Source organism: Paenibacillus azoreducens, assembly GCF_021654775.1.
In the GTDB taxonomy this organism is placed as follows: Bacteria; Bacillota; Bacilli; order Paenibacillales; family Paenibacillaceae; genus Paenibacillus_AQ; species Paenibacillus_AQ azoreducens.
Window position 1 is genome coordinate 4,558,705 of the sequence record NZ_AP025343.1, and the last position, 21,208, is coordinate 4,579,912.

Annotated in this window: 23 protein-coding genes, 1 pseudogene and 1 riboswitch; of the genes and pseudogenes, 3 read left to right on the top strand and 21 right to left on the bottom strand. The window is 47.2% G+C overall.

Annotation, left to right across the window (positions count from 1 at the left end):
- Positions 1 to 82: 82 nt before the first annotated feature.
- Positions 83 to 517: a hypothetical protein gene (locus tag L6442_RS20035; protein WP_212976804.1), complete on the bottom strand. Its 435-nt coding sequence runs from the start codon at positions 515 to 517 to the stop codon at positions 83 to 85.
- Positions 518 to 817: 300 nt separating this feature from the next.
- Here L6442_RS20035 and L6442_RS20040 point away from each other — a divergent pair.
- Positions 818 to 1,958: pseudogene (locus L6442_RS20040) on the top strand (IS110 family RNA-guided transposase); the annotation flags it as partial.
- Positions 1,959 to 2,189: 231 nt separating this feature from the next.
- On the opposite strand, the gene L6442_RS20045 reads toward L6442_RS20040, so the two are convergent.
- From L6442_RS20045 to L6442_RS20075, 7 genes are all read right to left on the bottom strand, one after another.
- Complete coding sequence (locus L6442_RS20045; RefSeq protein ID WP_212976805.1) at positions 2,190 to 2,939, bottom strand: hypothetical protein; 750 nt, start codon at positions 2,937 to 2,939, stop codon at positions 2,190 to 2,192.
- A gap of 16 nt (positions 2,940 to 2,955) precedes the next feature.
- Entirely contained in the window at positions 2,956 to 3,360 is a 405-nt protein-coding gene (locus L6442_RS20050; RefSeq protein ID WP_212976806.1) for a hypothetical protein, read from the bottom strand.
- Positions 3,361 to 3,395: 35 nt separating this feature from the next.
- Positions 3,396 to 4,103, bottom strand: a complete 708-nt coding sequence (locus tag L6442_RS20055) for a TetR/AcrR family transcriptional regulator (RefSeq protein WP_212976807.1) — start codon at positions 4,101 to 4,103, stop codon at positions 3,396 to 3,398.
- A 218-nt stretch (positions 4,104 to 4,321) separates the two neighbouring features.
- Positions 4,322 to 4,804, bottom strand: a complete 483-nt coding sequence (locus L6442_RS20060) for a nitroreductase family protein (protein ID WP_212976808.1) — start codon at positions 4,802 to 4,804, stop codon at positions 4,322 to 4,324.
- A complete protein-coding gene (locus L6442_RS20065) occupies positions 4,797 to 5,381 on the bottom strand; it encodes a nitroreductase family protein (RefSeq protein WP_212976809.1) in 585 nt (194 codons plus the stop codon). Before L6442_RS20065 ends, L6442_RS20060 begins: the two co-directional genes overlap by 8 nt.
- A 1-nt stretch (position 5,382) precedes the next feature.
- Complete coding sequence (locus L6442_RS20070) at positions 5,383 to 6,918, bottom strand: monooxygenase (protein ID WP_212976810.1); 1,536 nt, start codon at positions 6,916 to 6,918, stop codon at positions 5,383 to 5,385.
- A 102-nt stretch (positions 6,919 to 7,020) separates the two neighbouring features.
- Positions 7,021 to 7,497, bottom strand: a complete 477-nt coding sequence (locus L6442_RS20075) for a MarR family transcriptional regulator (protein WP_212976811.1) — start codon at positions 7,495 to 7,497, stop codon at positions 7,021 to 7,023.
- 891 nt (positions 7,498 to 8,388) lie between these two features.
- Here L6442_RS20075 and L6442_RS20080 point away from each other — a divergent pair.
- Positions 8,389 to 8,949 carry a PadR family transcriptional regulator gene (locus L6442_RS20080; RefSeq protein ID WP_212976812.1) on the top strand — a complete coding sequence of 187 codons (561 nt, stop codon included), beginning with the start codon at positions 8,389 to 8,391 and terminating at the stop codon, positions 8,947 to 8,949.
- 478 nt (positions 8,950 to 9,427) lie between these two features.
- On the opposite strand, the gene L6442_RS20085 is transcribed toward L6442_RS20080, so the two are convergent.
- From L6442_RS20085 to L6442_RS20105, 5 genes are all read right to left on the bottom strand, one after another.
- Positions 9,428 to 10,660, bottom strand: coding sequence for a cytochrome P450 family protein (locus L6442_RS20085; RefSeq protein ID WP_212976813.1), 1,233 nt, complete (start codon positions 10,658 to 10,660; stop codon positions 9,428 to 9,430).
- A 41-nt stretch (positions 10,661 to 10,701) separates the two neighbouring features.
- Positions 10,702 to 11,304 (bottom strand): TetR/AcrR family transcriptional regulator, encoded by a 603-nt coding sequence (locus tag L6442_RS20090; RefSeq protein ID WP_237100006.1) that lies wholly within the window; start codon positions 11,302 to 11,304, stop codon positions 10,702 to 10,704.
- A 325-nt stretch (positions 11,305 to 11,629) separates the two neighbouring features.
- On the bottom strand, positions 11,630 to 12,223 hold the full coding sequence (locus L6442_RS20095; protein WP_237100007.1) for an MFS transporter: 594 nt from the start codon (positions 12,221 to 12,223) through the stop codon (positions 11,630 to 11,632).
- 432 nt (positions 12,224 to 12,655) lie between these two features.
- Entirely contained in the window at positions 12,656 to 13,084 is a 429-nt protein-coding gene (locus L6442_RS20100; RefSeq protein ID WP_237100008.1) for a tautomerase family protein, read from the bottom strand.
- Between the two features lie 100 nt (positions 13,085 to 13,184).
- Positions 13,185 to 13,940, bottom strand: coding sequence for an SDR family NAD(P)-dependent oxidoreductase (locus L6442_RS20105; RefSeq protein WP_212976815.1), 756 nt, complete (start codon positions 13,938 to 13,940; stop codon positions 13,185 to 13,187).
- 233 nt (positions 13,941 to 14,173) lie between these two features.
- Here L6442_RS20105 and L6442_RS20110 point away from each other — a divergent pair, with 233 nt between their 5' ends.
- Entirely contained in the window at positions 14,174 to 14,557 is a 384-nt protein-coding gene (locus L6442_RS20110) for a MerR family transcriptional regulator (RefSeq protein WP_212976883.1), read from the top strand.
- 110 nt (positions 14,558 to 14,667) lie between these two features.
- Here L6442_RS20110 and L6442_RS20115 read toward each other — a convergent pair whose 3' ends face one another.
- The 8 genes from L6442_RS20115 to L6442_RS20145 all read right to left on the bottom strand — a co-directional run bounded on the left by L6442_RS20115 (position 14,668) and on the right by L6442_RS20145 (position 21,190).
- Positions 14,668 to 15,378 (bottom strand): TetR/AcrR family transcriptional regulator, encoded by a 711-nt coding sequence (locus L6442_RS20115; protein ID WP_212976816.1) that lies wholly within the window; start codon positions 15,376 to 15,378, stop codon positions 14,668 to 14,670.
- Between the two features lie 230 nt (positions 15,379 to 15,608).
- Entirely contained in the window at positions 15,609 to 16,331 is a 723-nt protein-coding gene (locus tag L6442_RS20120) for an MBL fold metallo-hydrolase (protein WP_212976817.1), read from the bottom strand.
- 103 nt (positions 16,332 to 16,434) lie between these two features.
- Positions 16,435 to 17,607 carry an FAD-dependent oxidoreductase gene (locus L6442_RS20125; protein WP_212976818.1) on the bottom strand — a complete coding sequence of 391 codons (1,173 nt, stop codon included), beginning with the start codon at positions 17,605 to 17,607 and terminating at the stop codon, positions 16,435 to 16,437.
- A 101-nt stretch (positions 17,608 to 17,708) separates the two neighbouring features.
- Complete coding sequence (locus L6442_RS20130; protein ID WP_212976819.1) at positions 17,709 to 19,160, bottom strand: MDR family MFS transporter; 1,452 nt, start codon at positions 19,158 to 19,160, stop codon at positions 17,709 to 17,711.
- Between the two features lie 234 nt (positions 19,161 to 19,394).
- Positions 19,395 to 19,508, bottom strand: a complete 114-nt coding sequence (locus tag L6442_RS33160) for a PEP-utilizing enzyme (RefSeq protein ID WP_212976884.1) — start codon at positions 19,506 to 19,508, stop codon at positions 19,395 to 19,397.
- A 230-nt stretch (positions 19,509 to 19,738) separates the two neighbouring features.
- Positions 19,739 to 19,826, bottom strand: a riboswitch (cyclic di-GMP riboswitch).
- 46 nt (positions 19,827 to 19,872) lie between these two features.
- Positions 19,873 to 20,307 carry a fibronectin type III domain-containing protein gene (locus L6442_RS20135; RefSeq protein ID WP_212976820.1) on the bottom strand — a complete coding sequence of 145 codons (435 nt, stop codon included), beginning with the start codon at positions 20,305 to 20,307 and terminating at the stop codon, positions 19,873 to 19,875.
- On the bottom strand, positions 20,276 to 20,536 hold the full coding sequence (locus L6442_RS20140) for a hypothetical protein (protein WP_212976821.1): 261 nt from the start codon (positions 20,534 to 20,536) through the stop codon (positions 20,276 to 20,278). Before L6442_RS20140 ends, L6442_RS20135 begins: the two co-directional genes overlap by 32 nt.
- A 207-nt stretch (positions 20,537 to 20,743) precedes the next feature.
- Entirely contained in the window at positions 20,744 to 21,190 is a 447-nt protein-coding gene (locus L6442_RS20145; protein ID WP_212976822.1) for a fibronectin type III domain-containing protein, read from the bottom strand.
- Positions 21,191 to 21,208: the final 18 nt, after the last annotated feature.

Consider the following 21,208-nt stretch of genomic DNA (forward strand, 5'->3'; position numbering starts at 1 on the left):
CTAGGAAAATAAATACCTAAATTAATAAAAGCCGATTTTCCTTAACGTACAGGAAAGTCGGCTTTTCTATTCAAGGAATTTCTCAATCTCTTTGAGCAATCTTATATTCTATACTAATATCACCACCGTTCGGCGTTGGTACAGCTTTAAAGTTATATTCGCTAGCGAAGTAACCAACTGGAGCACTAATGTGGCCACTCTTACCTGGTGCGAAAGTGGCTTCATAACCTCCATTAATTGTAAGTTTCACACTTACTTTCCCAGTGTTATTAACCCAGAAGTTTACGTTTTTCCCATTAGCACTTGATAATTTGTATGTAGCCTGAAATGCTCCCCCTGAATGAGTGCCTTTTGTAATATCCATGTCATAAGGTTTAATTACTCCACTTTCAGTTTCATAATTTTCCGACGAACTTTCAGTTGACTGCGCAAAAGACGGTAAAGTACTAACTCCAGTAATTAGACCAACTGCCAGAGCAGATGACACTGCTCCTTTGAAAACGGACTTAAGATTCACGATACAATCCCCTCCAGTAATATTTTTATATACATCCATATTTTGAATGTATACTATGTATAATAACATTAAAGGATATTATTGTAAATATCTATATAACTCTATTCTTGACTCGTTTCGTCAGAGTTGAGTTCTTCATTATGAGGAATCCCCTTTAATGCGCTTGATAGCGTTGTGAAGTTTCTTAACTAGTTCAGATATTATATTTAGAGCATATTTCGGGAACTTTAATTCTTTCGTCATACAGCTCGAAAAGTACCAGTAAAATATTAAATGGCGTACGATCTTGTTTGCACGGGATCTTTAGGAGCGCCACTTGAGTTTGGTAACCATCGTGAAGGGTTCAATCTGTTCGAGCGGTGGATCCGAGATCTGCTCAAAACCTACAAACTTAGCAGCGTTATCGTTGGCATGGAACCTACCGGCCACTACTGGTTTAGTCTTGCACGTTGGCTTCTCGATCAAGGTATAGAGCCCGTTCTGGTGAATCCTCATCTCGTCAAAAAGAATAAAGAAAACCGAGATAATACACCGTCTAAGAGCGATCACAAGGATGCACTAGTCATTGCAGACATGATCAAAAATGGGTACTACTCCCCCTGTTCGTTTTCATCCCGAAGACTACGAGGAATTGCGTATTCTAATGGCAAATCGAGAGACGGTTACCAAACGCCTCAACGCTGCGGTTAATCAGATTCATCGCTGGGTGGATATTGTTTTCCCTGAACTTCGCCAGGTCTTTAAAATCCTTACTTGTACCAGTGCAATCGCAACTCTCAGACTCTTTCCTCTACCGAAAGAAATCAGTCGGCTAGATACGGAACAAGTCCTTGCCGGTTGGAAGCAATATGTAAAACGTCATGCTGGTGTTAAACGTGCTGAACAACTCATTGCACTGGCAAAATGCAGTGTTGGAACCACACAGGCACTTCACGCCTACAAGCTTCACTTGGGTCAACTGCTTGAGGAATATGACTTAGCACAACGTCAGTTGAAGCAGATTGAACATGAACTTCATCTCATCCTCGAACGAATTCCCTATGCCAAAAAGTTGCTTGAAATACGAGGTGTAAATGCAACGAGCCTAGCCGGTGTGCTCGGTGAAGCTGGTGATCTAAGCGGTTATGCACACGGAAATGCGCTATTGCGGCATGCTGGCCTTAATCTAGCTGAGGCAAGTTCCGGGAAATGGCGAGGAAAAATGGTGCTTAGCAAACGCGGCCGCCCACGTCTCAGGCATTTTCTTTATCTCTTGACGATGTGCATGGTGATGACCAATCCGGATGTTAGGGCTTTGCACCACCATAATGTTGACGGAAAGAAAATAAAGCGGATGAAGTCTATCATGAAACTGTGCGGTAAAGTCGCCCGCCTGCTTGTTGGTCTGGCCAAGAGCGACGAAGTTTACGACTCGGCCAAGGTCTTCCCGCAGGCAGCCTAATACCAATCTATCCTCACCAGCTCATGCATTCGCAGGATGATGAGAAGCACGGAGTATCGGGAGACATTACGCAAAAGGGCTCGGACCCGTTCCGTTAGAAAGACCGACCTCCACCCCCGCAAGGAGATGACCGTTAACTTTTTTAGCTTAGCCTTGCGTGTATTTTTTCATCGTAAATCTCGCGATGGGCTTAAGCACCATACTTCGATTCAAAATGTGATGCCGACATTTCTAAACCGGCGCCGCAAATTTGCTCCGGCTCCACAGCCACATCGGCGTATGAATGTCGATCGGGCACAGCCCGCTGCCCTGCAGCATCTCTTCCCATCTGGAAGCCGCAAGCTCCCTTGCCTTCGGGCCGGCCGCTTCCTCCTCCGTTATGATCCCGAGTTTGGCGCTGGATTGAAGGACATGGGTGTCGGGCGCCACCGTAATGCATTCCCGATCCGGAAAGTCAGCATCCGTGTACTGTTTCATCACGTACAGCCAGTAGTTCATGATTTTGTCGCCGCCCAGATAGGGGAAGCTTTTTTTATGCTGCATCATATGCTGCTTGATCCGGCGGACGGAATTCCCGTTTTGGCGGAAAAGGTTCCGCAAGTCCCCGTCCAGCTGATCCATGATCGTGACGCACAGCGTCCGCCAGACGGCGGGCTGCTTGTTCGGTTGAAGCGCGACCTTATGTTTCAGCAGCTTTTCCCGCAGCTCCTCCGCGTCCATGGCAGCGGCCGCCGCCGGATCAAACACGTCCATCGTGTCCGGATCGTTAAACGTCCGGTGAGCGCTCTCCCAAAGCGCATACGAATTCCGCTGGTAATTCAGCGCCATCGGCAGCGTAAAATAATGATAGTTGGCCGCCGAAGATGGATCCAGAGGCGGGTGTTCGTCCTCGGGCATCTTCTCGCCGCCAAGCTTCCCCTGTTGATGAAGCAAAATTAATTCCGTTATATCCCGTAAAATATCGTCCCTGCTCCGCAGCATGCGTCCTTGGCTCCTCTCAAAACGGCGTCCCCTTTTTGCCCGTCAGCAGCGGCAGCAGCAAATACAACCCGTAAGCAAACGCCATCCAAATGACGAAGGCCAGCAGCTGTTCATCGGGCAACCCCGCAAAAAAGACGCCCTTGTTCCATATCACAAACGTGTCCAGGATTAAACCGACGGCGCTGCCCACCACGCCAAGCCTTACGGCCGCGTAGGGACTCGGATCGAGTCGGCGAAAAAGGACAAATACGACGTACAGCACGACGCCCGTCGCGACCTCCAGCAAAAGAAACGGCGGCAAAAAGTGTTGCCGGTACGGGCTGACCAGCACCAGCGGTCCGAAAAAGACGAAAAACAGCGTCGCCCCCAGCCAAACCAGCAGCGAAAACAGCAGCGTCAGCCCCATCTTTTCAGAAAACATGCCAAAAGCTCCTTTCCACACGGAATTGTCCAAAACTATTCGGGTTTTGCTTCCCGCAGCAAACGCTCAAAAAATCGGCCGAGTTCGGTAAACACTTTATTCCGGTCCAGCGCGGGAGAAACCAGGCTATGCACGGCCAAGCCGTCAAAGATGGCGTTAATGACGACGGCCCACACCTCGAACGACATGCCCATAAGACGATCATCCGCATCGTCTGTTCCGGATTCGGCTTCCTGACGGCCGCGGCGCGTAGTTTCGCCGTTCGGCGGATCCGTTTTCGGCCGGTCCCCGCTTCCGGAAGTTTCGCTTGAAGGCTGCGGATTTTCCGCGCCCGCAAGGTGCCGCAGCCGATCCGCAAGTACCCCGTTTTCGAACGAAATCAGGGCGCCCAGCTCCTTTCTCGTTTCTTCATGTTTCAGGCTGAACACGACAAGCGATAGAAACAAGCGGTGAAAAAAGGAATCGGGCCCTCCCCGTTCTTTTGCCGCTCCCAGCGCCTCCGACACGACAAACTCCTTGGTCTGCAAAGCAGAGAACTCATTCCATGAGCGTTCGCAAACATCTTTGACGACGTCCAGCATCAGCCGGTCTTTGGTCTGGAAATGGTAATACACCGTTCCTTGCGTGACGCCGATGCGTTCCGCCACCATTTTTAAGGTCAATTTCTCCAAGCCCTGTTCCACGATGCATTGTTTGGCCGCTTCGATCAGTTCCTGCTTGGAAACGACATTCGGTTTAGCCATGTATATGCTCTCCTTTTTCTATAGTTAGTCATTCGACTAACTTACTAACAATATATACCATTCGCCGAGAAAAAGTAAAGACGGATTTTAACCTAAGTTGACCGGAAGTCCAAACGGAACATGCCAAAAGGCTCGTAAACAGCTACAACAGCCGTTTGCGAGCCTTATTTCGATCGAAGCGGCCAACAGGACTCGAACTCCGAACCCCGATAGCAATCTTACAACAACTCAAAGGTAAAGTCCGGTATACCCGCCGCCACAGGTTCAAACGTTGGTTCAATATAGCCCAGTTCCAGCACAGAAACGATCCTCTCGTCTTTTTGAACACCCAAACGCCCCGCATAAGCTCCGTCGTAAATCCAGTCATTCATCGTCATCCGGACATGCAGGCCGCCCTCCCGCGCAAGCAGACGAAAATTTTGCATAAGGCAGCTGGCCGCCCCAAAATCTTCTTCCCTTTTATGAAGGTCAGGATCTTCTTTGATGACCAATACCAGATAGGCTGGAGCCTGATCCTGCAACCCGGACATGAGGCCTGCGCTGCCGGAACCTATGTATATGAACCGCCAAGGCTCCCGCATGCCGTCGTTCGGAGCCCATACGGCAACATTTAATAAGTCCAGCACATAACTTTCGGAAACGGGTTTATCGCTGTAACTTAGTGAATGGCCCCCCTTGGAACCGCTCTTGGCATCATTCAACAAGTCCCTCTCCTCCCGATAAAACGGTCCATTTCTTTTCCGCTCGCGTCCTTGCCCTGGCTTTCGGAATTTTGTCGAAGTATCCGAGGTGAAAAATGCCGACAAGCCTTTCTTCCGGGCTCATATTGAGCAGATGGAACAATTCTTTGCTTTGCATCATCGGTTCCGTATCCCACAGCGCTCCAAGCCGCCGCTGCCAGGCAAGAAGCTGAAAATTTTGCATGATCCCGCAAACTGCCGCATAATTCATGTCGCTTTCTCTCCTGTCCGGACCTGTGACAGCAATGACGGCGAGATGGCCCGGAATATCGGTCACCCTTTTCCGAACAAAATCCCTCACTTTCTCCGGAAGCCATTTGACCAGCCTGTTCTTTACCAAAGGCTCCAGCATGCAGGCAGCCAGACGTTCCCTGGAATCCGCCGTTCCCGCATACACGCAACGAAAAGCCGCGGCTTCCCCGGACGAATACAGCTGCCGCGCTTCGCAGAGCAATGTGAACACCAGCTCCTGGTCCACGGGGGATGAATGAAACCTGCGGATGCTTCTACGCTCCTGGATCGTCTTCCTGAAATCCATTTTATTTTACCCCCGGCTTTTGTTCGTACGAATCGCCCGTCAAGCTTCTCAATTCCCCTGCCCAACGAACAACGCCGTCTCTTATCGTGCCTGCCGGATCCGGGTCCGACACAGGCACCGCCCAGGCGATATGGCCATCCGGACGAATCAAAGCGGTGTGAACATCGTCCCAATGGGCCGCTTTCGCCGCCAACGAAGCTTCGATCACCTGAAGATGTCCATAACGATTCCACTCCTCGCTGTTGTTCACATCCGAAGACAGATGCAGCAAAAGAAACTTGCCTGACCGGAGCAGTTGATAAGAGCTGGCCAAATCCCCGTTTTTCAGCCGCAGAATCAATTCTGCCGAACGCTTTCCGTTTAAAACATGGTGCGGCGCCCGGTCATCGGACGGGTAGTGGACATTTAAAGCGGAAATTTGTTCCGCCATCTGATGGTTCACCTCCGGATGAAGAAGAAGTTTGGACATGATGCTCCGGAGTTCCATGACGCCGGGACTTGTGTCAATCAGCGTAAACTGCGCTTCCGTATTGCCCAGCATCGCCGTGCTCCAAGGAAAACGCTCGGCGTGATAGCTGTCGAGTAGCCACTCCGGCGCCCAGCCTTGAATCGCTCCGGCGAGTTTCCATCCCAGGTTCACCGCTTCTTGAAGGCCGATATTCATTCCCTGCCCTCCCGCGGGAAAATGAATATGCGCCGCATCTCCCGCGAGAAACAGTCGATTTTCCCGATAGCGGCTCGCTTGCCGCGTGGCATTCCCGAAACGCGACATCCACTTCGCTTCAGCCAGCCCAAAATCGCTTCCCGCTGTCCGAATAAGCGACGATCGTAATTCTTCCATCGTAACCGGCCCGTGTTTGGATACAGACGACCTTTCCGGATCCAGAATTAGTATTCGATAAGTCGTCGAATCGATCGGCAAGATCGATACGATTCCCTTTTCCGCCATGCGGGAGACAACGCTCATCGGAGGCAGGCCGGGAAGGTCGGCATCCGCCAAAATAGCCATGAACGTCGCGTCGTGGCCCTCGAACGGAATGCCCGCTTGTTTTCGGACCAAACTTTTGGCCCCGTCCGTGCCGACGACGTACGCGGATCTGAGCGTACCCTCCCCCTGAGGGCCCGACATGCGCACTGCAACGCCTTCCTCATCCTGATGCACGGATAAAGCTTCCGTTTCCCTCCGTATTTCTACGCCCAAGTTCAGAGCCCATTGTTCCAGCACTTCTTCCGTTTCGCTTTGCGGCAAAAAAAGGGTGTAATTAGAGGAAGAATCCAAAACCGAAAAGTCCAAGGGCGTATCCAACGAGGCAAAATGTCCCATAGGCAAACGGCGCCCTCTATCCAACAGTTTCGATTTCAAGCCGCGCATGTCCATGATTTCAAGCGTTCGCGGATGAACGGTAAGCGCGCGCGAAAACGGCGTGGTGCTTTTTAATCGTTCCAGAATGCAGACTTTGACGCCGGCTAAAGCCAACTCTCCTGCCAGCATCATGCCAACGGGTCCTCCGCCGATCAGTATCACATCATAATCCATAAAAATGACCTCTTTCCCCGAACCCGAACTCGGGAGATGAAAGCGACAAAAGATGGCCTCGTCAGGCCATGGATGGATCCATCGGCGCCTTCACCGCTGTCCTTAACGATAGAAGTCCGACAGATCTCCAAACAGCCGCTTTATAAAATCAAGTTCGGATTCGCTGTATTTATTCAAAAACTCGTACATCCTCTGCTGTTCCTTGTGATGAAGTTCATCATGAAGAGCAAAAAGTTTTTTCCCGGCCGTCGTTAGCCGGAAATACACTTCTTTTTTGTTGTCGTTGAGCTGTGTCTTGCGTACCCAGCCTGCGTTCAATAACTTATTGGTAATTTTTGAGGTGTTCCCTTTGCTTAGGTTCATCTTTTCGGCGATCGAAGTGACATTAATCGGCTCCTGCTCCCCAATGCATGCAATGGTGTGCAGATCCGTCATGTTTAGGGTGGATTCCACTTCGATTATTTTCCGAAGTTCTTCAAGAATAACGACGGTTTCCCGGTTCTCATATTGTTCCTTTTGCTCAAGGAATCGAATGAAATTGTCATGGATCGCGATTTTGACCATCTGGTTCGTATTCATGATTCGGCAAGCTCCTCGACTCATTTTTTTCTCATTATATCCAAAATTAGTTTCATTGGAAACAATATGAGCAAAACGAAAGGATTTTAGCCTTGAATGAAACGGTTAATTCAGTTTTTCAGGCCATTTATAACCTCCTTAAACTTTCATTTTAGTTTCTCAAGAATAAATATTAATAGCGAAAATTACAGAGTTCTCAGTTATTTCATCGAAATATTTATTCGCATGAAACAATTTTATTTTAAGTTTTGTTTTTTTCCTTGTCAACTCGTGCTTGGGATGCGAAATGGCTAGACCGAATGCCGGCGGCTAATAAAACTACTGTTGTTCAAGTTGCCGATATATGGCGTGTGATATCCGCTAGCCGCTTCCGAGCGCCGGCCATCGAATCATACACGGTTTATCGGGTCAGCGAAAAAAGGCTCGCAAACTGCTAAAATAGCAATCTGCAAGCCTGTTCCGGCGGGTCGCCCGTAAACCATGCAAAACACTTCCGTAAATGCGGCTTTTTGTCAGCCCTTCAGGACTGCTCTCAAGCCGGCGGCGGTTTGCGGCAGCTCTTTTTTCATCGATTGACGCATAAAAAATTCGGCTACCTTCGGAACGTTGCCAACTTGAATGATGAAATGAACGCGGCAGGATTTTTCCGAGACTGGTAGGCAGTAGACAGGCATTCCCCCACGTCCGCTCCTCCAAAAGCAGCATAGCCCATTGTACGAAGCAATTCGAACGAAAACGTCTGATCATTGAAAATAAGTTTCACAGTATCCACTCTCCAATATTATGTTATTTTTAACCTTACAATTTCTTTATGTCAATATCATTTTATGTTATAGTTAACCTAAGGATCTGAATGACAGTATGTACGTGAATTTGAGAGAGGAGAACTTCATGAATAATATCCAATACACATTATTAGGATTGTTGGCACGCGAACCCTTGAGCGGTTATGAAATGAAGCAACAAATCAACAACCGAATTGCCCATTTCTACAAAATTAACAACAATCAGCTTTACCCTTCTTTGTCTAAACTAGAGGATGCTGGTTTCATAGAATTGCAAGCCATTGAACAAGATTCTTATCGTCCGCCTCGAAAGATATACAGAATCACGACTAGCGGCATTGATGCTTTAAAAGCTTGGGTGCTGGAGCTTCCGGAGATTGGTGATCATGATACTTTTCTGTTGAAGCAGTACAGTGCTTGGTTGGTAAGACCTGATGCACTGATTGGGCTTTTAGAGAAGAATAAAGAACAACATGAACGCACGCTGGAGGATTATAAGGAGAAAATATCATCTTTCCAAGAAAAGGACCCTGACGTCAGCGATCCCTTGTTCTCTACAATTTCCGTTATTGAAATGGGGATAGCCATCGAAGAAGCAAGTATCATCTGGTGCAATAGGATGCTTGATGTATTAAGACGTACACTTGCCAATAGAAAAGAGACCTAGAGTCGGGGGCTGCGGCAAATTTGCTCCGGCTCCATAGCCAAATCGGCGTGTGGACGTCGATCTGACAAAGCCTGCTCACTTTCAGCAGTTCTTCCCATCGGAAGCCACAAGCTCCCGGAAAAATTTAATGAATATGAAAGTCATGTACTCCCTTTGCTTCATGAGCACGGTGCGAAATTAGAAAGAAGGCTCCAAAGCCCTGATCGTCTCAACGAGGTTCATATCATCTGGTTTCCGTCATCGCAGTCTTTTGAGAATTATCGGGAAGATCCCAGACGCAGCCAATATGCATATCTCCATGTTGAATCAGGCGCTTCCATTGAGTTAAGGATGATGAAAGATCTCATCGGTTTTAATAATTAAAAATCCCCCTGAAGGGGGATAGAGGGGTTCATATATATTGGATTGGATCTTCGCAGCTCCGACTGCTCATCACTTAATCGTTTTGTTTCCGTAGGAAGTGTCAGACTGTCCCAGCCTAGAATTTTACAGGCAGGCTTACGAGAGAACGCAGCGTAGTTAAGTGATAATTCAGCTGTTCCGGCTCGATAGCCAGATGCAAATCAGGCAGTCGTCCCAGCAGCGTCGCGAATGCGATCTGTGCTTCCAGGCGTGCCAGCGGGGCTCCCAAGCAAAGGTGGATCCCTTTACCAAACGCAAGGTGCTCGTTCTCTTCCCGCGTAATATCCAAAGCCTCGGGATTGGCAAATTTATTCGGGTCCAGATTGGCACCGCCCAAAGAAATGACAATCATATCACCCTTGCGAATCTCTTGGCCGTGCATGGTGATATCCTCACCCGCAACCCGGCTTGTAATGATAACCGGTCCCACATAACGCAGCAGCTCCTCGACAGCGGTTGGAATGATGGATGGATCACTCTGGAGCAAGCGCAATTGATCGGGATGATTCAGCAGTGCAAGCACGCCATTACCAATCAGGTTCACCGTGGTTTCATGACCGGCGGTTATGAGCAGCCAAATGGTTGAAAGAAGTTCATTCTCGTTTAACTTGTCCCCCTCATCATAGGCTTCTACCAATTTGCTCGTTACATCGTTGCCCGGATGCTTCCGCTTATCAGCCAGCATGGATTTGATATAGCGGGTAAACTCTTCAAATGTTGCGGCAACTTCTGCTTCCCGACCAGGCATCAAAGCCGCATTCCCGAGCGTGTGCGTCCATTCACGAAAAAGGTTCCGGTCAGCGGTTGGAATCCCGAGCATTTCCGAAATGACAATAATGGGCAGTGGATAGGCAAAATCCGCAATGAGGTCCATTTCTCCCTTTTCCATCACAGCATCCAACAGCTCATCGGCAATTTGCTGAATACGGGGACGCAGTTCCTCAACCATACGCGGGGTAAAGGCTTTGGAAGCCAATCTCCGCAAGCGGGTATGATCGGGAGGATCGACCGTAAGCATGTTGGGCATATTGTTCAGCCATTCAATGATTTGGCTTACGGAATCGTTCGATTCGAAAGATTTCTGTTCATTTTGCTGTGGCGCGAGACTGCGCATATTTTTAAGGAAACGGGGATCTTTCAGGATCTGAACGACATCGTCATGCCGAAATGCGACCCAAGCCTTCCCCATGCCGAAAAAATCATCAATGGGATATATAGGCTCTTGCTGTCCAGAGAGTCGCTTGTAGAACGAAATGAAATCGCGCATGGTTTCCGGTGAAGCAAAATCTGAACCTCTGATCTCCTCCATTGTACCGCCCCTTTCATTCTCATTGAAAGTAGTATAGGCAATTACTCAATTCCATGCCGTAACATGCTGCAAAACGTATTCATCTGATCGAAAAAGTCGCGTACATACTCCTCATCCACGTCGTCGATATCGATAACATCGGATAGAAATTTTTTCTCGAAATGTTCAAGCATAACCATAATCAGTTCGAATGCCTGCTTGCGGTCCACGCCTCTCCGGAGAGGAACCTTAGCGAATAATTTCTCCCAAACCTGATTCTTAGAAGCGATCACTTGACCATACTTTTCTTCAATCTCCTCCTTCAACTCATCCGGTGCCGAATAAAATGCTTCGTATACCAAGTGATAGGCATCGGGAAACTTTCGGAAATAGTCGAACTTAAAGCGGCTAAATTGATCCAAGGCTGCAAAAAAATCGTCATGCTCCAGCACGGCTTCCAGCCGAAGCCCCGCTTGAATCTTGTCAAAACAGTGTTCCAACAAGCTGAAATACAGTTTTTTTTTGCTGCTGAAGTGGTGAAAGATCAAAGCCTTGGAAATACCCGCTGCTTCCGCCAGCATCCCGGTCGATGTGTTTGTATACCCGTGACGGGCAAATACGGACAAGCAGTCTTCCAGTACCTTGTCTCTTTCATAAAGCTGCACAGGCAATATCTCTTCATCTCCGTTTCTATTACTGACCGATCGGTTAGTAAAAATATAACTTTTGCTGACCTATTAGTCAACATATTTTATTCGCGACGAACAGATGCTTTTTTTCCTGATGCATACAAGCCTCCTCAAGGCTCCACCGCCTTTAGGGGGTTCGTTCTATTCATGTACAGCAGCCGGATCACTCGACCTCATAAATTCAAAGGAAGGAAAGTAAAAATATCTAAACTTTAAATCAAAGGATCGTTAGACTAAAAGCGCTTCCATCACTAAACTAATAATTGAAAACAGAGAAGGAGGCACTCGTATGAAGCTGGCTTTAATCGGCGGCGCGGGAGTCCGGACGTGCGACTGTTCGTGCGAGCAAAATCCCAGTCAAGAGACCGCTCATCACACTCCCGATCGCTTTGCCTCGTTCATTGGGAGCAGCAATCTCAGCCGCGAGCGGTATTATGATTTGAGGTGTTACGGTAGTGATACCCACTGCAAGGCTTGCTGCATAAAGCCAAATCAGTGTTTGCGCCGTCGCCAGGAAAATCAACGCCAAAAAGGCCGCGAGCAAAAGCACCGTGATCAACTTCCTTTTTTCATAGATATCCCCCAGGGGGATAAATAAAAACATACCTATGGCAAAACCAACCTGAGTAAGCATGGAAATGATCCCAGAATGCTGATCATCCACACCGAATGTTCGCCCCATATCAGCTAGCAAGGGCTGATTGTAGTACAAATTTGCAATCGCAAGCCCGCATGACACCGACATTAAGAGGAGAAGCGCGGGAGATAACTGCTTCGAATTTCCTAAATGTAGAATAAAACTCATCTCCTTCTTCGGGTAAAAAGGTATCAACAAAAAACCCTTTCGTCCAAGTTGACGGCATACTGCCATGACAAAGGGACGAAAGGGGTTCATTTTCGCGGTACCACCCTGATTTGCCAGAAATCTCGCGATTCCGGCCTCACAAAGTAAAGTTTTCTTACTTTCAGCACGATAACGGGTGCACCTGTTTGAGATTACTGCCGAAACGCTCTTCATTCGGTTTCGGCTAACAGTTCTGAGACGACTACGTACAAGAGGTTAAGGCAAAGGTTGCAGCATTCCCTCTGCTCTCTGGACATAAGTGCTCTTCTACTTTCTTCTCTTCATTACTTTTCCCAATATGTTAAAAACATTTTATCACGACTTTTCCATTTGTCAATTTTCGGAATATACTCACGATATGATCAAAACGTATGAGAACGGCCGCGTGCTCGCCGGGCATAACCGGATGAATGCAGCAAGGCTCATCGGCCTAGTGCATTGTTCGCGGGGTCGCAATTGAAGTTGTTATTGCCGCTCGGATAATTACAGAGCAGCTGCGTCAATTGGTGATGCTCGGAAAGCTGCTAAATCCGCCTTCCGGCCAAAGATCCCCCAATTTTCCTCGGGAACTTCGTGAATGATGATATAGACTGGGATGAGATCAGAGGTGCAGAGCAGCCGTCCGAAAATTGTGGTAGCTCCTTCGATCAGCCTCATTTTGGCGTCGCTGTCTAAACCGCCCTCAATGACGAAGATCTGCACGCTGACAACATTCGTTGTCGCTTCTGCTTCTCCCATAAAGACGGTATCCTGATCGTAAAGATTAAAATAGGTCCAAACCGTACTTTTGACGAAGGGTGACTTTGGCAAGGTTTCGCATTCAAGCGCAAAATCTGTAAGTTCTCCGACAATTGATCGCCGTGCCTTCACATCGAACACAGCTTCAGGTGCGTGAACTATAATCATTGGCATTGTATTTTCCTTTCCTTAGACATATTATGAGGCCGCCGCATCTCCACGCAGTGGCCTCTGACAACTAGAAGGAAGGTACTTTTGCGGCCATTACTAGCGATCAGATGTTCTGACCACCCGAGACCTCGATTCTCTGCCCATTAACCCAGCGATTGTCGGAACCGAGTAAGCTGGCGACAGCGGGACCAATGTCGTCGGGTAGGCCGACTCGACCAAGAACAGTCATCGCGGCAAACGTGTCATTGTAAGCAGGTACGTCGCGTACAGAACCTCCAAGAAAATCGGTTTCGATTGCTCCGGGTGCAATGGTATTAGCGGTGATACCACGGTGACCGAGTTCTTTGGCCATATAGATGGTTAGAATCTCGACCGCCCCCTTTGCGGCAGAATAGGCGGAGAATCCGGGAAAAGAGACGCGAGTGAGACCCGTTGAGAAGTTCACAATACGACCACCATCTGCAAGAAGTGGCAGAAGGGCCTGTGTCAAGAAAAATACGCCTTTGACATGCACATTGAACAGGCTGTCGAACTGAGCTTCAGTAGTTTCGACATAATCGGCCATTTCTCCGTGGCCGGCATTGTTCACCAGATGATTGAAGGTCTCGCTCCCCCAAGTAGACTGCAGGGTCGAACGGACCGTCTCAGCAAAGGCCGCAAAGCTGGAAATGTTTTCAACATCGAGTTGTAGAGCGACCGCTTTACGCCCCAGCGCTTCGATCTCCGCTACGACAGATTTTGCTTCTTCTGCTTTGCTGCGATAGGTCAAGATGACATCGCCGCCATGACGCGCAATACTGATGGCTGTATTGCGACCAAGTCCGCGGCTTCCGCCAGTGACGATTGAGATATTGTTCATTGTAACTTCATCCTCTCAGAGATCATTATAATTTACATTGATATCATAAAAGATAAAGTTCACTTGAAGTCAAGGTTATTTTGATTATAATAATAAGTGCCTAATTAAACAGATAAATTCACTGATTTCATTATATTTCTCTATTTTTCATAGCTTAAATTTGGAAGAATCAATTTATGTTGCCAAGTATTCATTTAAAGTACACTTTAACAGATGGCGGTGAAGATTTAGTTATGTTGACTATAAAAGAAGTTACTGAAATGACAGGAATAGCGGCTCCCACACTTCGATATTACGAAAAGGAGGGGCTGCTTCCACATGTGAAGAGAAATGAAAATGGGAAGCGGTTATATGACGAAGAAGATTTAAGCTGGATACACTTTGTTACTGCGCTTCGAGCAACAGGAATGCCGATTGCTCAAATTCAGAAGTATGTATACTTGTATAAAGAAGGGGACTCGACGATTGCGGAACGAAAAATGATGATGCTTCATCATAAAAAAGAAATTGAGAAAAGCATAAGAGAATTATATTTTAACTTGGATAAAATAAACTATAAACTTGCTCTATATGATGTATTAGAATCCCAGATTGAACGGACTAGCATTAAAATTTGACTTATATCGCAATTTCGGAAGGAATGCGCGCTGCGGGTGTCATCGAGATTTATGGCAAAAAGCAACCATCTCGGTGAATGGCTGCTTTTTACTTGGTATGTGGTTGACCTTTACTTACGGCTGCTTATAGAGTTCCTATTTAAACCATTTGCATGCACAATGCCGTTCAAGATCACTTCAATTCCCCAATAGAACCGTTCCTTCGAAACGATGTCCCCTGAGAACAACTCCTCCTTCATACTGTGAATGAGAGGGAAGTGAACTGGATCCGTAGCCTGGTAGGAATGCTGGATGGCCGCCATATGTTCTTCTCCGTGCTTGGATCTAGCCGCCTGCTCGAAGGCGACGGAGGAAACGTAAAGCAATAACAGATCCATACCCCATGCCGCGGAGGTGGACGTGATCCCGCCTTTCTGCAAGACCGCAAGCAAGTATTCGTTCAACCGGAATGCATGGGTTCCAATCGGAATCGCCTGAAGCGATAGCTCGGCAAGGCCGGGCTGCTCCATCAGTAGCATTACATACGCATCCAGCGCCCGGAACAGCTGTTCCTTCCAATCACCATCCGTAAGTTCCGGCAGGATGAGCTGGCCAAGACCATAATCCAGCACATAAGAGCTCAGCTCCTGTAAATTTTTCACGTATACATAGAGCGACGATGGCCCGGTATCCAGCGCTTTGGCTACCCTCCTCATGCTCATGCCAGAGGTGCCTTCCTCTTTCAGCAGTTCATAGGCAGTCTTCACAATTATCTCATGACTTAGCGGTTCTTTGGCCGGACGAGCCCGACGACTGATAATTTCTCGATTTGGTTTCATCATACTTTCCTTATATCATGCCGGAAGCAAATAGTAAATCCTCTGTTAGATTTACTTATGCCTACATTGTTTTTAGCGGCATATAAATTTTACCCACTTCTCTCTGATTAAATTCAAGGGCTGTCAGATCTCTGTAAGATAAAAGTTGGTCTAGTATTGGTCAATTGAACCTGTCTACAAATGATATAATGTCTTTGTTGGTGGTAAATTTATGTCAGTACTAGTGTTACTCGTTATTTCACCGGGCCAGTTGCAGCAATTTGTGCGATTTCTTCATTCAATGTTTCAGATTCGTACAACCCGCCGTGGTAGCAGATCACACGTTTAATATCATAAGCAGCGAACTTCGCTATTGATTGATACGCTTTGTCTAAATCAGGCGTCTGCATCGGGTTTGGACCTTGAAATTTAGATCCGCGAATGACCAGTGCATCGCCAGCAATTAATGTTTTTGAATCAGGATGGTATAAGCTTATGTGACCCTCTGTATGACCTGGCGTATGAATAGTAATGAGGCCGTCAGCAATATTTAGTTCTTCGCCACCTTCTAATGTGCGTTCTATAAACGGTGTTGTCGGAGCTACGTAACCCTCACTAAATTGGGCATCTAATGGTGAAGGTAATCCTTTAACAAGAGGTCGATCACCTTCAATATATGGACGCTCTAACTCATGTGCAAATACTTCAATGTTTGGATTAACTTCAAGCAGTTTGGCCAGACTTCCAACATGATCGATATCTTGGTGTGTCAAAATGATCGCTGTTAATTGGCCGATGGATAAATCACATTTTTCTAATTCCGCAGCGATCATTTTTGCGCTATCTGGCATACCTGTGTCTACAAGTATTACAGCATTTTCACTTGTAATCAGGGTAGGATTAAGCGGCCATTTCCCCCCTGGAAAAGCCGGCACATCGATGTTTAAAGTGATTGGTTCAATAATCACTTTTGTCATATTAAATTTAGCCTCCATGTGTGTATTTATTAAAATTAAATACGATCAAGAATTTTGTAATTCGTTGTCAGATGATTTCATTATTTCACTTGTCAAGGCAAGATTAAGCTTCGTTATACTGCTCGTGGTATGAATTCATCAATTCAGTAAGATTCGGCGCTGCATCATCTGAAAAGCACAGGGTGAGATTATCATTGGACTCTCGAGCTTTTTCCGAAGCGTATTCGTACATTTTCTCCTCGTATTCCTCAATTGCCTTAGCTTGATCATCATGCCGAATAATCGCAAGAGCTAGTTCCATTGCGTCCTGCATCGCCAAATTGACTCCTTCGCCGGCGAAAGGTGACATGACATGAGCCGCGTCACCGATAAGAGTAACGCCGGGATTTCTGTTCCACTTAAACCCGATCGGTAACATGTAGATCCGTCTTGGAAGAACAACTTCTGCCGCATAGCGGATATAATTCTTTAGCGATTCATCCCAATCTTGGAAGAGCTCTAGCAGTTTTGCTTTCGCATCCTGCGGATTTTCAGACCCAATACCGATTGTATCGAGCCATTCCCGATCAACCTTCAGACTCGCATACACTTTAATGCGCCCGTCGCCATTCAACTGCCCCAAAATGCCTTTGTGATCGTCCAATGCAAACACTTTACCACGACGGTTAAATGCTGCTAAATCAGGATGACGATTAGCAGCGTCCACTACATTTAGCTCGAACATGGTTAGTCCCGAATAACTGACATCCGTATCCGAAAGCAGTGGACGAACACGGGAGAAGGCGCCGTCCGCTCCAACTACGAGATGCGCGGTATCTACGAAGCCGTTCTCGAAATGAAGCTCGGTCATGCCATTGGCGAGTGAAACGGCCTTGTTCAGTTTATATCCGTACCGGATGATCGCTGAGTCTAACTTGCTTAAAAGTAATTCGCAAAGCACGCCACGATCGATCTCTGGCCGGCCTCCTGGAGCATCCTCATCGGCCACTTCATCAATGAAGCATTTTCCAGTCTTATCGAATAACCGAAAGTCCTCGCCTTCGTATCGTGCCACTTTTTGAAAAGCCTCATAAAGTCCTGCTTCCTTTAGCGCTTGCTGCCCGGAGTCCTCATGTATGTCAAGAGAACCCCCGCGCTCGTGGCTCTTGTCTGCCATCTCACGTTCATAAATAACCGTTGGAATGCCATGTTGTTGAAGAATAAGTGCAAGTGTGAGTCCACCTGGGCCGCCTCCGATAATGGCGATATGCTTTTGATTTTTCGTAGTAGTTGTCATTTTAATCTCTCCTTAGCTTAATTATGGGATTTTATACGAACAACGTTCTTAAGGAACACCGTTCGTTTAAGGCAGTAGATGGGCTTTTACGTTAGTGAAAGCTACTTCGATTGAGGTGACTGGGATCGCGCAGTTGTAGTATCGGTACGTTTTGCGAAAAATAAACTGAGCACAAGTGCAGCCACTGCAAATCCAAACGTAATCCAGAACGTAGAACCAAAAGCATGCCCTAACTGATCGAGTGTATGATCGACTGGAAGTTTTCTAATCTGTCCAGAAAGAAAAGCCATCGTAATCGTTACACCGAAAGATGACATAATTTGCTGGGCAGAAGTCGTTATCGGTGTCACGCGGCTGACTAATTCCTTCGGAGCCGACTTGAGCACATGGGTATTGATCTGCATCAACGTTAAGCCCTGGCCAAGCCCTGCGAAGGCAAAGCTGCACATGATGTACAACGGACTGGTATGGGCAGTAATTTGTGTCAAGGCAAGTAACGATCCGGATAAGGACAGAATACCAATCAAGGCAACCGGGCGAACTCCGAAACGGTCAAACAACTTACCACCGACGTTGATCCCGATCGTCGACAGGATTGCCTGCGGGATGACATACAGCCCCGCCTCAAGCGGCGAAAGTCCCTTTGCCTGCTGCAAAAACAGCGGGAATAATAGAATGCTACCGAACAATGCGATCTGATTGAGCCAAGCAACGATAATCCCATGAACGAATGCAGGAGAGCGGAACACCCTAAGCTCCAGAAGCGGATATTTTTGCCGCAGTTCATGCCAGATAAATATAGCCAGCAGGAGAATTCCGCATACAAGCGAAACAAGCGTCCATATATCAGACCATCCCTTCTCACCTCCTTGATGAACTGCGAACACAAGCGATGCAAAGGAAACCGGAGCCAAGAGTGCGCCCACTACATCTAGCTTACTGTTATGCCGCGGCTTCGCTGTAGGCAGATACCTCCAAGCCATCAAGAGCGCGATTAGACCAACAGGCACATTGATGAGAAATATCCAATGCCAATTCATATACTCAATGAGCCAGCCCGACAGAATGGGACCAAGAATCGGAGCGAGCAGCATCGGAATGCCGAGAATACCCATTACTGAACCTCGCTTGTCAGGAGGAGAAATGGAGAAGGTTGTTGCAATCCCGATTGGAGCAACCATGCCACCTCCGAGTCCTTGGATGATTCGGAATAGGATCAGTTGCTCAGGCGTCTGAGCCAGCGCACATAACACAGAAGCGACAACGAACAGCACGATGCTCGTCATAAACATCCGTTTCGGTGAGAAACGGTCCGAGAACCAACCTGCGAGCGGAATGACGGCCGACAATGACAACGTGTAGGCAGTAATTACCCATTGAATGGTGCTAAGATTCGTATGAAAGGCGCTTACCAATTTCGGAACTGCGACATTCATAATTGTGCTATCCAAGATGACAAGAAACATCCCAGAAGCCACAGCAAGCAACACCGGCAATATTTGTTTCAATGAAAATGCGGCTTGCGTACTCCCTGAATTATTTGTTGACTGCATGTTTCACGCTTCTTTCTGTTTAATTTAGAAGAACCATTTAATGAACTACAATAGGAACATCTCAGTTATACCATCACGAACACCGTTCGTCAAGTACACTGTTCGTTAAAATTGCAGACAGTTTCGACACATACTGCTGCGGCAATTCATTTATTTCTCCTTTTCGTGCCCTTCGCTCCGCGTAACTGTGGTAACATACTTATGTTTACCATGTAATAATGCCATTCGTACCATCTACTTTAATCCGCTCTCCACTTTCAATGTATTTGTGACATTCTCAATGGCGACGACAGCTGGAATACTATATTCTCTTGCTACAATCGCCGCATGGGAGGTTGCGCTCCCAATTTTCGTAACAGGGCACCGGCAATCTTAAATAAAGGTGTCCAGATCAGCGCGCTATAAGTGGAAACGAGAATATCCCCCTTTCTCAGCTTCTTGAACTCCGAAGGATTCATCACGATACAGACTTTGCCCTCGTACACACTGCAAATCTGCTTCGAATATCATCGTGCTCTCCTCAGTTTTCTATACAAACAAATAATAAAAACACGACCCCATAGGCCGTGCTTGGCAGGTTAGTAAACCGGCGGTCATCACTTAAGCAGTGAGAAGATCTGCGGGCTTTGCGTGCACTGCCTTTCGACAGCTTTGCCGTTTACTTAAGGATATTACATAACAAAAAGGTTCCTGTTCTGCCAGAAAAAGCAGATCAGAAACCTATCATTGATAAAGTGATGCGGTCGAGAGGACTCGAACCTCCACGGGGGTCTTCCACCACCACTGGCGCTTCTGGAAGTGTTGTTACAGACAAGATTTTCACTGCTCCGGATCCACTGCGGTTCACAGCCTTTATCCCAAGCTTATAGGTGGTGCCTGCGGTTAAGCTGGTTATTGTATATTCCGTAGAACCTGTTGGAAGTTGTTCCGTTTCTTCTCCATTAACGAGGAAGACATATCCTTCCTCTCCGGGTACCGACGACCAATGGGCTGTTATTTCGGTGGTGGTTACTTCTGCTACGTCAAAAGAGTCAGGCTCACTCGGCAGCGTCCAAATATCATGAAGCTCCGAATATTCCCCTTCTCCCGTATCGTTTTCTGCAGCTACGCGGTAGTTATAAGGCGATCCAAGATTCCAATCCGGCATCCTGGTAATGAGTATCATCTCCGGAATATATATTTTCAAGCTCTCGATCAAGCAAGTAACCAATCGCTGTTTCGACTCGATTCCATGCTAGATCGATAGTTCTCTCCCCAATTTGCAGATGGGTAAATACACCCGGCTGGTCCGGTAGAGTTAAAAATCCGGTGTGAACCGTTTTTCCTTCTCCGTTCTCATTAATTGCCGAAGTAACAATATCGTAAACACTAGCCATGCAAACAACCTAACATGAAAACTGAAAACACCGCGCAAAGAAGCTCTTCACCGGCAACACCATCCATTGGGAGTTCTCCTTTTGTGAGTGTGATGGATAACATGTGCCACACTTTCACATTAGGAGAATTTTTTTTGGCTTGGGAAGACCCAATTCTGGATAAAGTTTAAACTTTTTCGTGCGCCCTTTAGTTCCTGACGCTTTATATTAGGTTTTACGCATGGCTAGTGTATCGTAAAGCGTGCCCGGCCCTAGCGAGGTAACTGGTGAGAAGGTGTCATTGACAACTGAATTAAAGACCTCTTGCTGCGTTGTATTATTTTGGGCCACGATCCGGTAAGATGTCGCTGACTCAACCGGAGAAATGGTGACTCGTACGGTATTGCTCCATTCTGACTCCCCAACATGGTTAACGGCCTGCACCTGGTACTCGAATCTCTGACCGCCGGCAAGCGTGGTGTCGATGTATGTGCTGTCTGGATATTGAATATCAAACACTTGCCCATTGGTGAGATTTTTTAACCTGTAGTAATACCCATCGGTCAAAGCGGATCCACTAGGTAGTGTCCACTCAAGCTTTGCAGTTGTCTCATCCGCAGAGACAACACTCAGAACTGGAGCCACTGGCTTTTGTTGAGTCTTTTTATTTCTCAATCCTCGTATTTCTTCATA

What these genes read in the sequence shown, in the direction of transcription:
- L6442_RS20120 (WP_212976817.1), bottom strand. Translation starts at nt 16,331, where the DNA reads ATGACAAAAGTGATTATTGAACCAATCACTTTAAACATCGATGTGCCG.
- L6442_RS20085 (WP_212976813.1), bottom strand. Translation starts at nt 10,660, where the DNA reads ATGGAGGAGATCAGAGGTTCAGATTTTGCTTCACCGGAAACCATGCGC.
- L6442_RS20130 (WP_212976819.1), bottom strand. Translation starts at nt 19,160, where the DNA reads ATGCAGTCAACAAATAATTCAGGGAGTACGCAAGCCGCATTTTCATTG.
- L6442_RS20070 (WP_212976810.1), bottom strand. Translation starts at nt 6,918, where the DNA reads ATGGATTATGATGTGATACTGATCGGCGGAGGACCCGTTGGCATGATG.
- L6442_RS20110 (WP_212976883.1), top strand. Translation starts at nt 14,174, where the DNA reads ATGTTGACTATAAAAGAAGTTACTGAAATGACAGGAATAGCGGCTCCC.
- L6442_RS20065 (WP_212976809.1), bottom strand. Translation starts at nt 5,381, where the DNA reads ATGGATTTCAGGAAGACGATCCAGGAGCGTAGAAGCATCCGCAGGTTT.
- L6442_RS20045 (WP_212976805.1), bottom strand. Translation starts at nt 2,939, where the DNA reads ATGCTGCGGAGCAGGGACGATATTTTACGGGATATAACGGAATTAATT.
- L6442_RS20055 (WP_212976807.1), bottom strand. Translation starts at nt 4,103, where the DNA reads ATGGCTAAACCGAATGTCGTTTCCAAGCAGGAACTGATCGAAGCGGCC.
- L6442_RS20140 (WP_212976821.1), bottom strand. Translation starts at nt 20,536, where the DNA reads ATGGCTAGTGTTTACGATATTGTTACTTCGGCAATTAATGAGAACGGA.
- L6442_RS20075 (WP_212976811.1), bottom strand. Translation starts at nt 7,497, where the DNA reads ATGAATACGAACCAGATGGTCAAAATCGCGATCCATGACAATTTCATT.
- L6442_RS20115 (WP_212976816.1), bottom strand. Translation starts at nt 15,378, where the DNA reads ATGATGAAACCAAATCGAGAAATTATCAGTCGTCGGGCTCGTCCGGCC.
- L6442_RS20105 (WP_212976815.1), bottom strand. Translation starts at nt 13,940, where the DNA reads ATGAACAATATCTCAATCGTCACTGGCGGAAGCCGCGGACTTGGTCGC.
- L6442_RS20135 (WP_212976820.1), bottom strand. Translation starts at nt 20,307, where the DNA reads ATGCCGGATTGGAATCTTGGATCGCCTTATAACTACCGCGTAGCTGCA.
- L6442_RS20095 (WP_237100007.1), bottom strand. Translation starts at nt 12,223, where the DNA reads ATGAACCCCTTTCGTCCCTTTGTCATGGCAGTATGCCGTCAACTTGGA.
- L6442_RS20050 (WP_212976806.1), bottom strand. Translation starts at nt 3,360, where the DNA reads ATGTTTTCTGAAAAGATGGGGCTGACGCTGCTGTTTTCGCTGCTGGTT.
- L6442_RS20080 (WP_212976812.1), top strand. Translation starts at nt 8,389, where the DNA reads ATGAATAATATCCAATACACATTATTAGGATTGTTGGCACGCGAACCC.
- L6442_RS20100 (WP_237100008.1), bottom strand. Translation starts at nt 13,084, where the DNA reads ATGCCAATGATTATAGTTCACGCACCTGAAGCTGTGTTCGATGTGAAG.
- L6442_RS20125 (WP_212976818.1), bottom strand. Translation starts at nt 17,607, where the DNA reads ATGACAACTACTACGAAAAATCAAAAGCATATCGCCATTATCGGAGGC.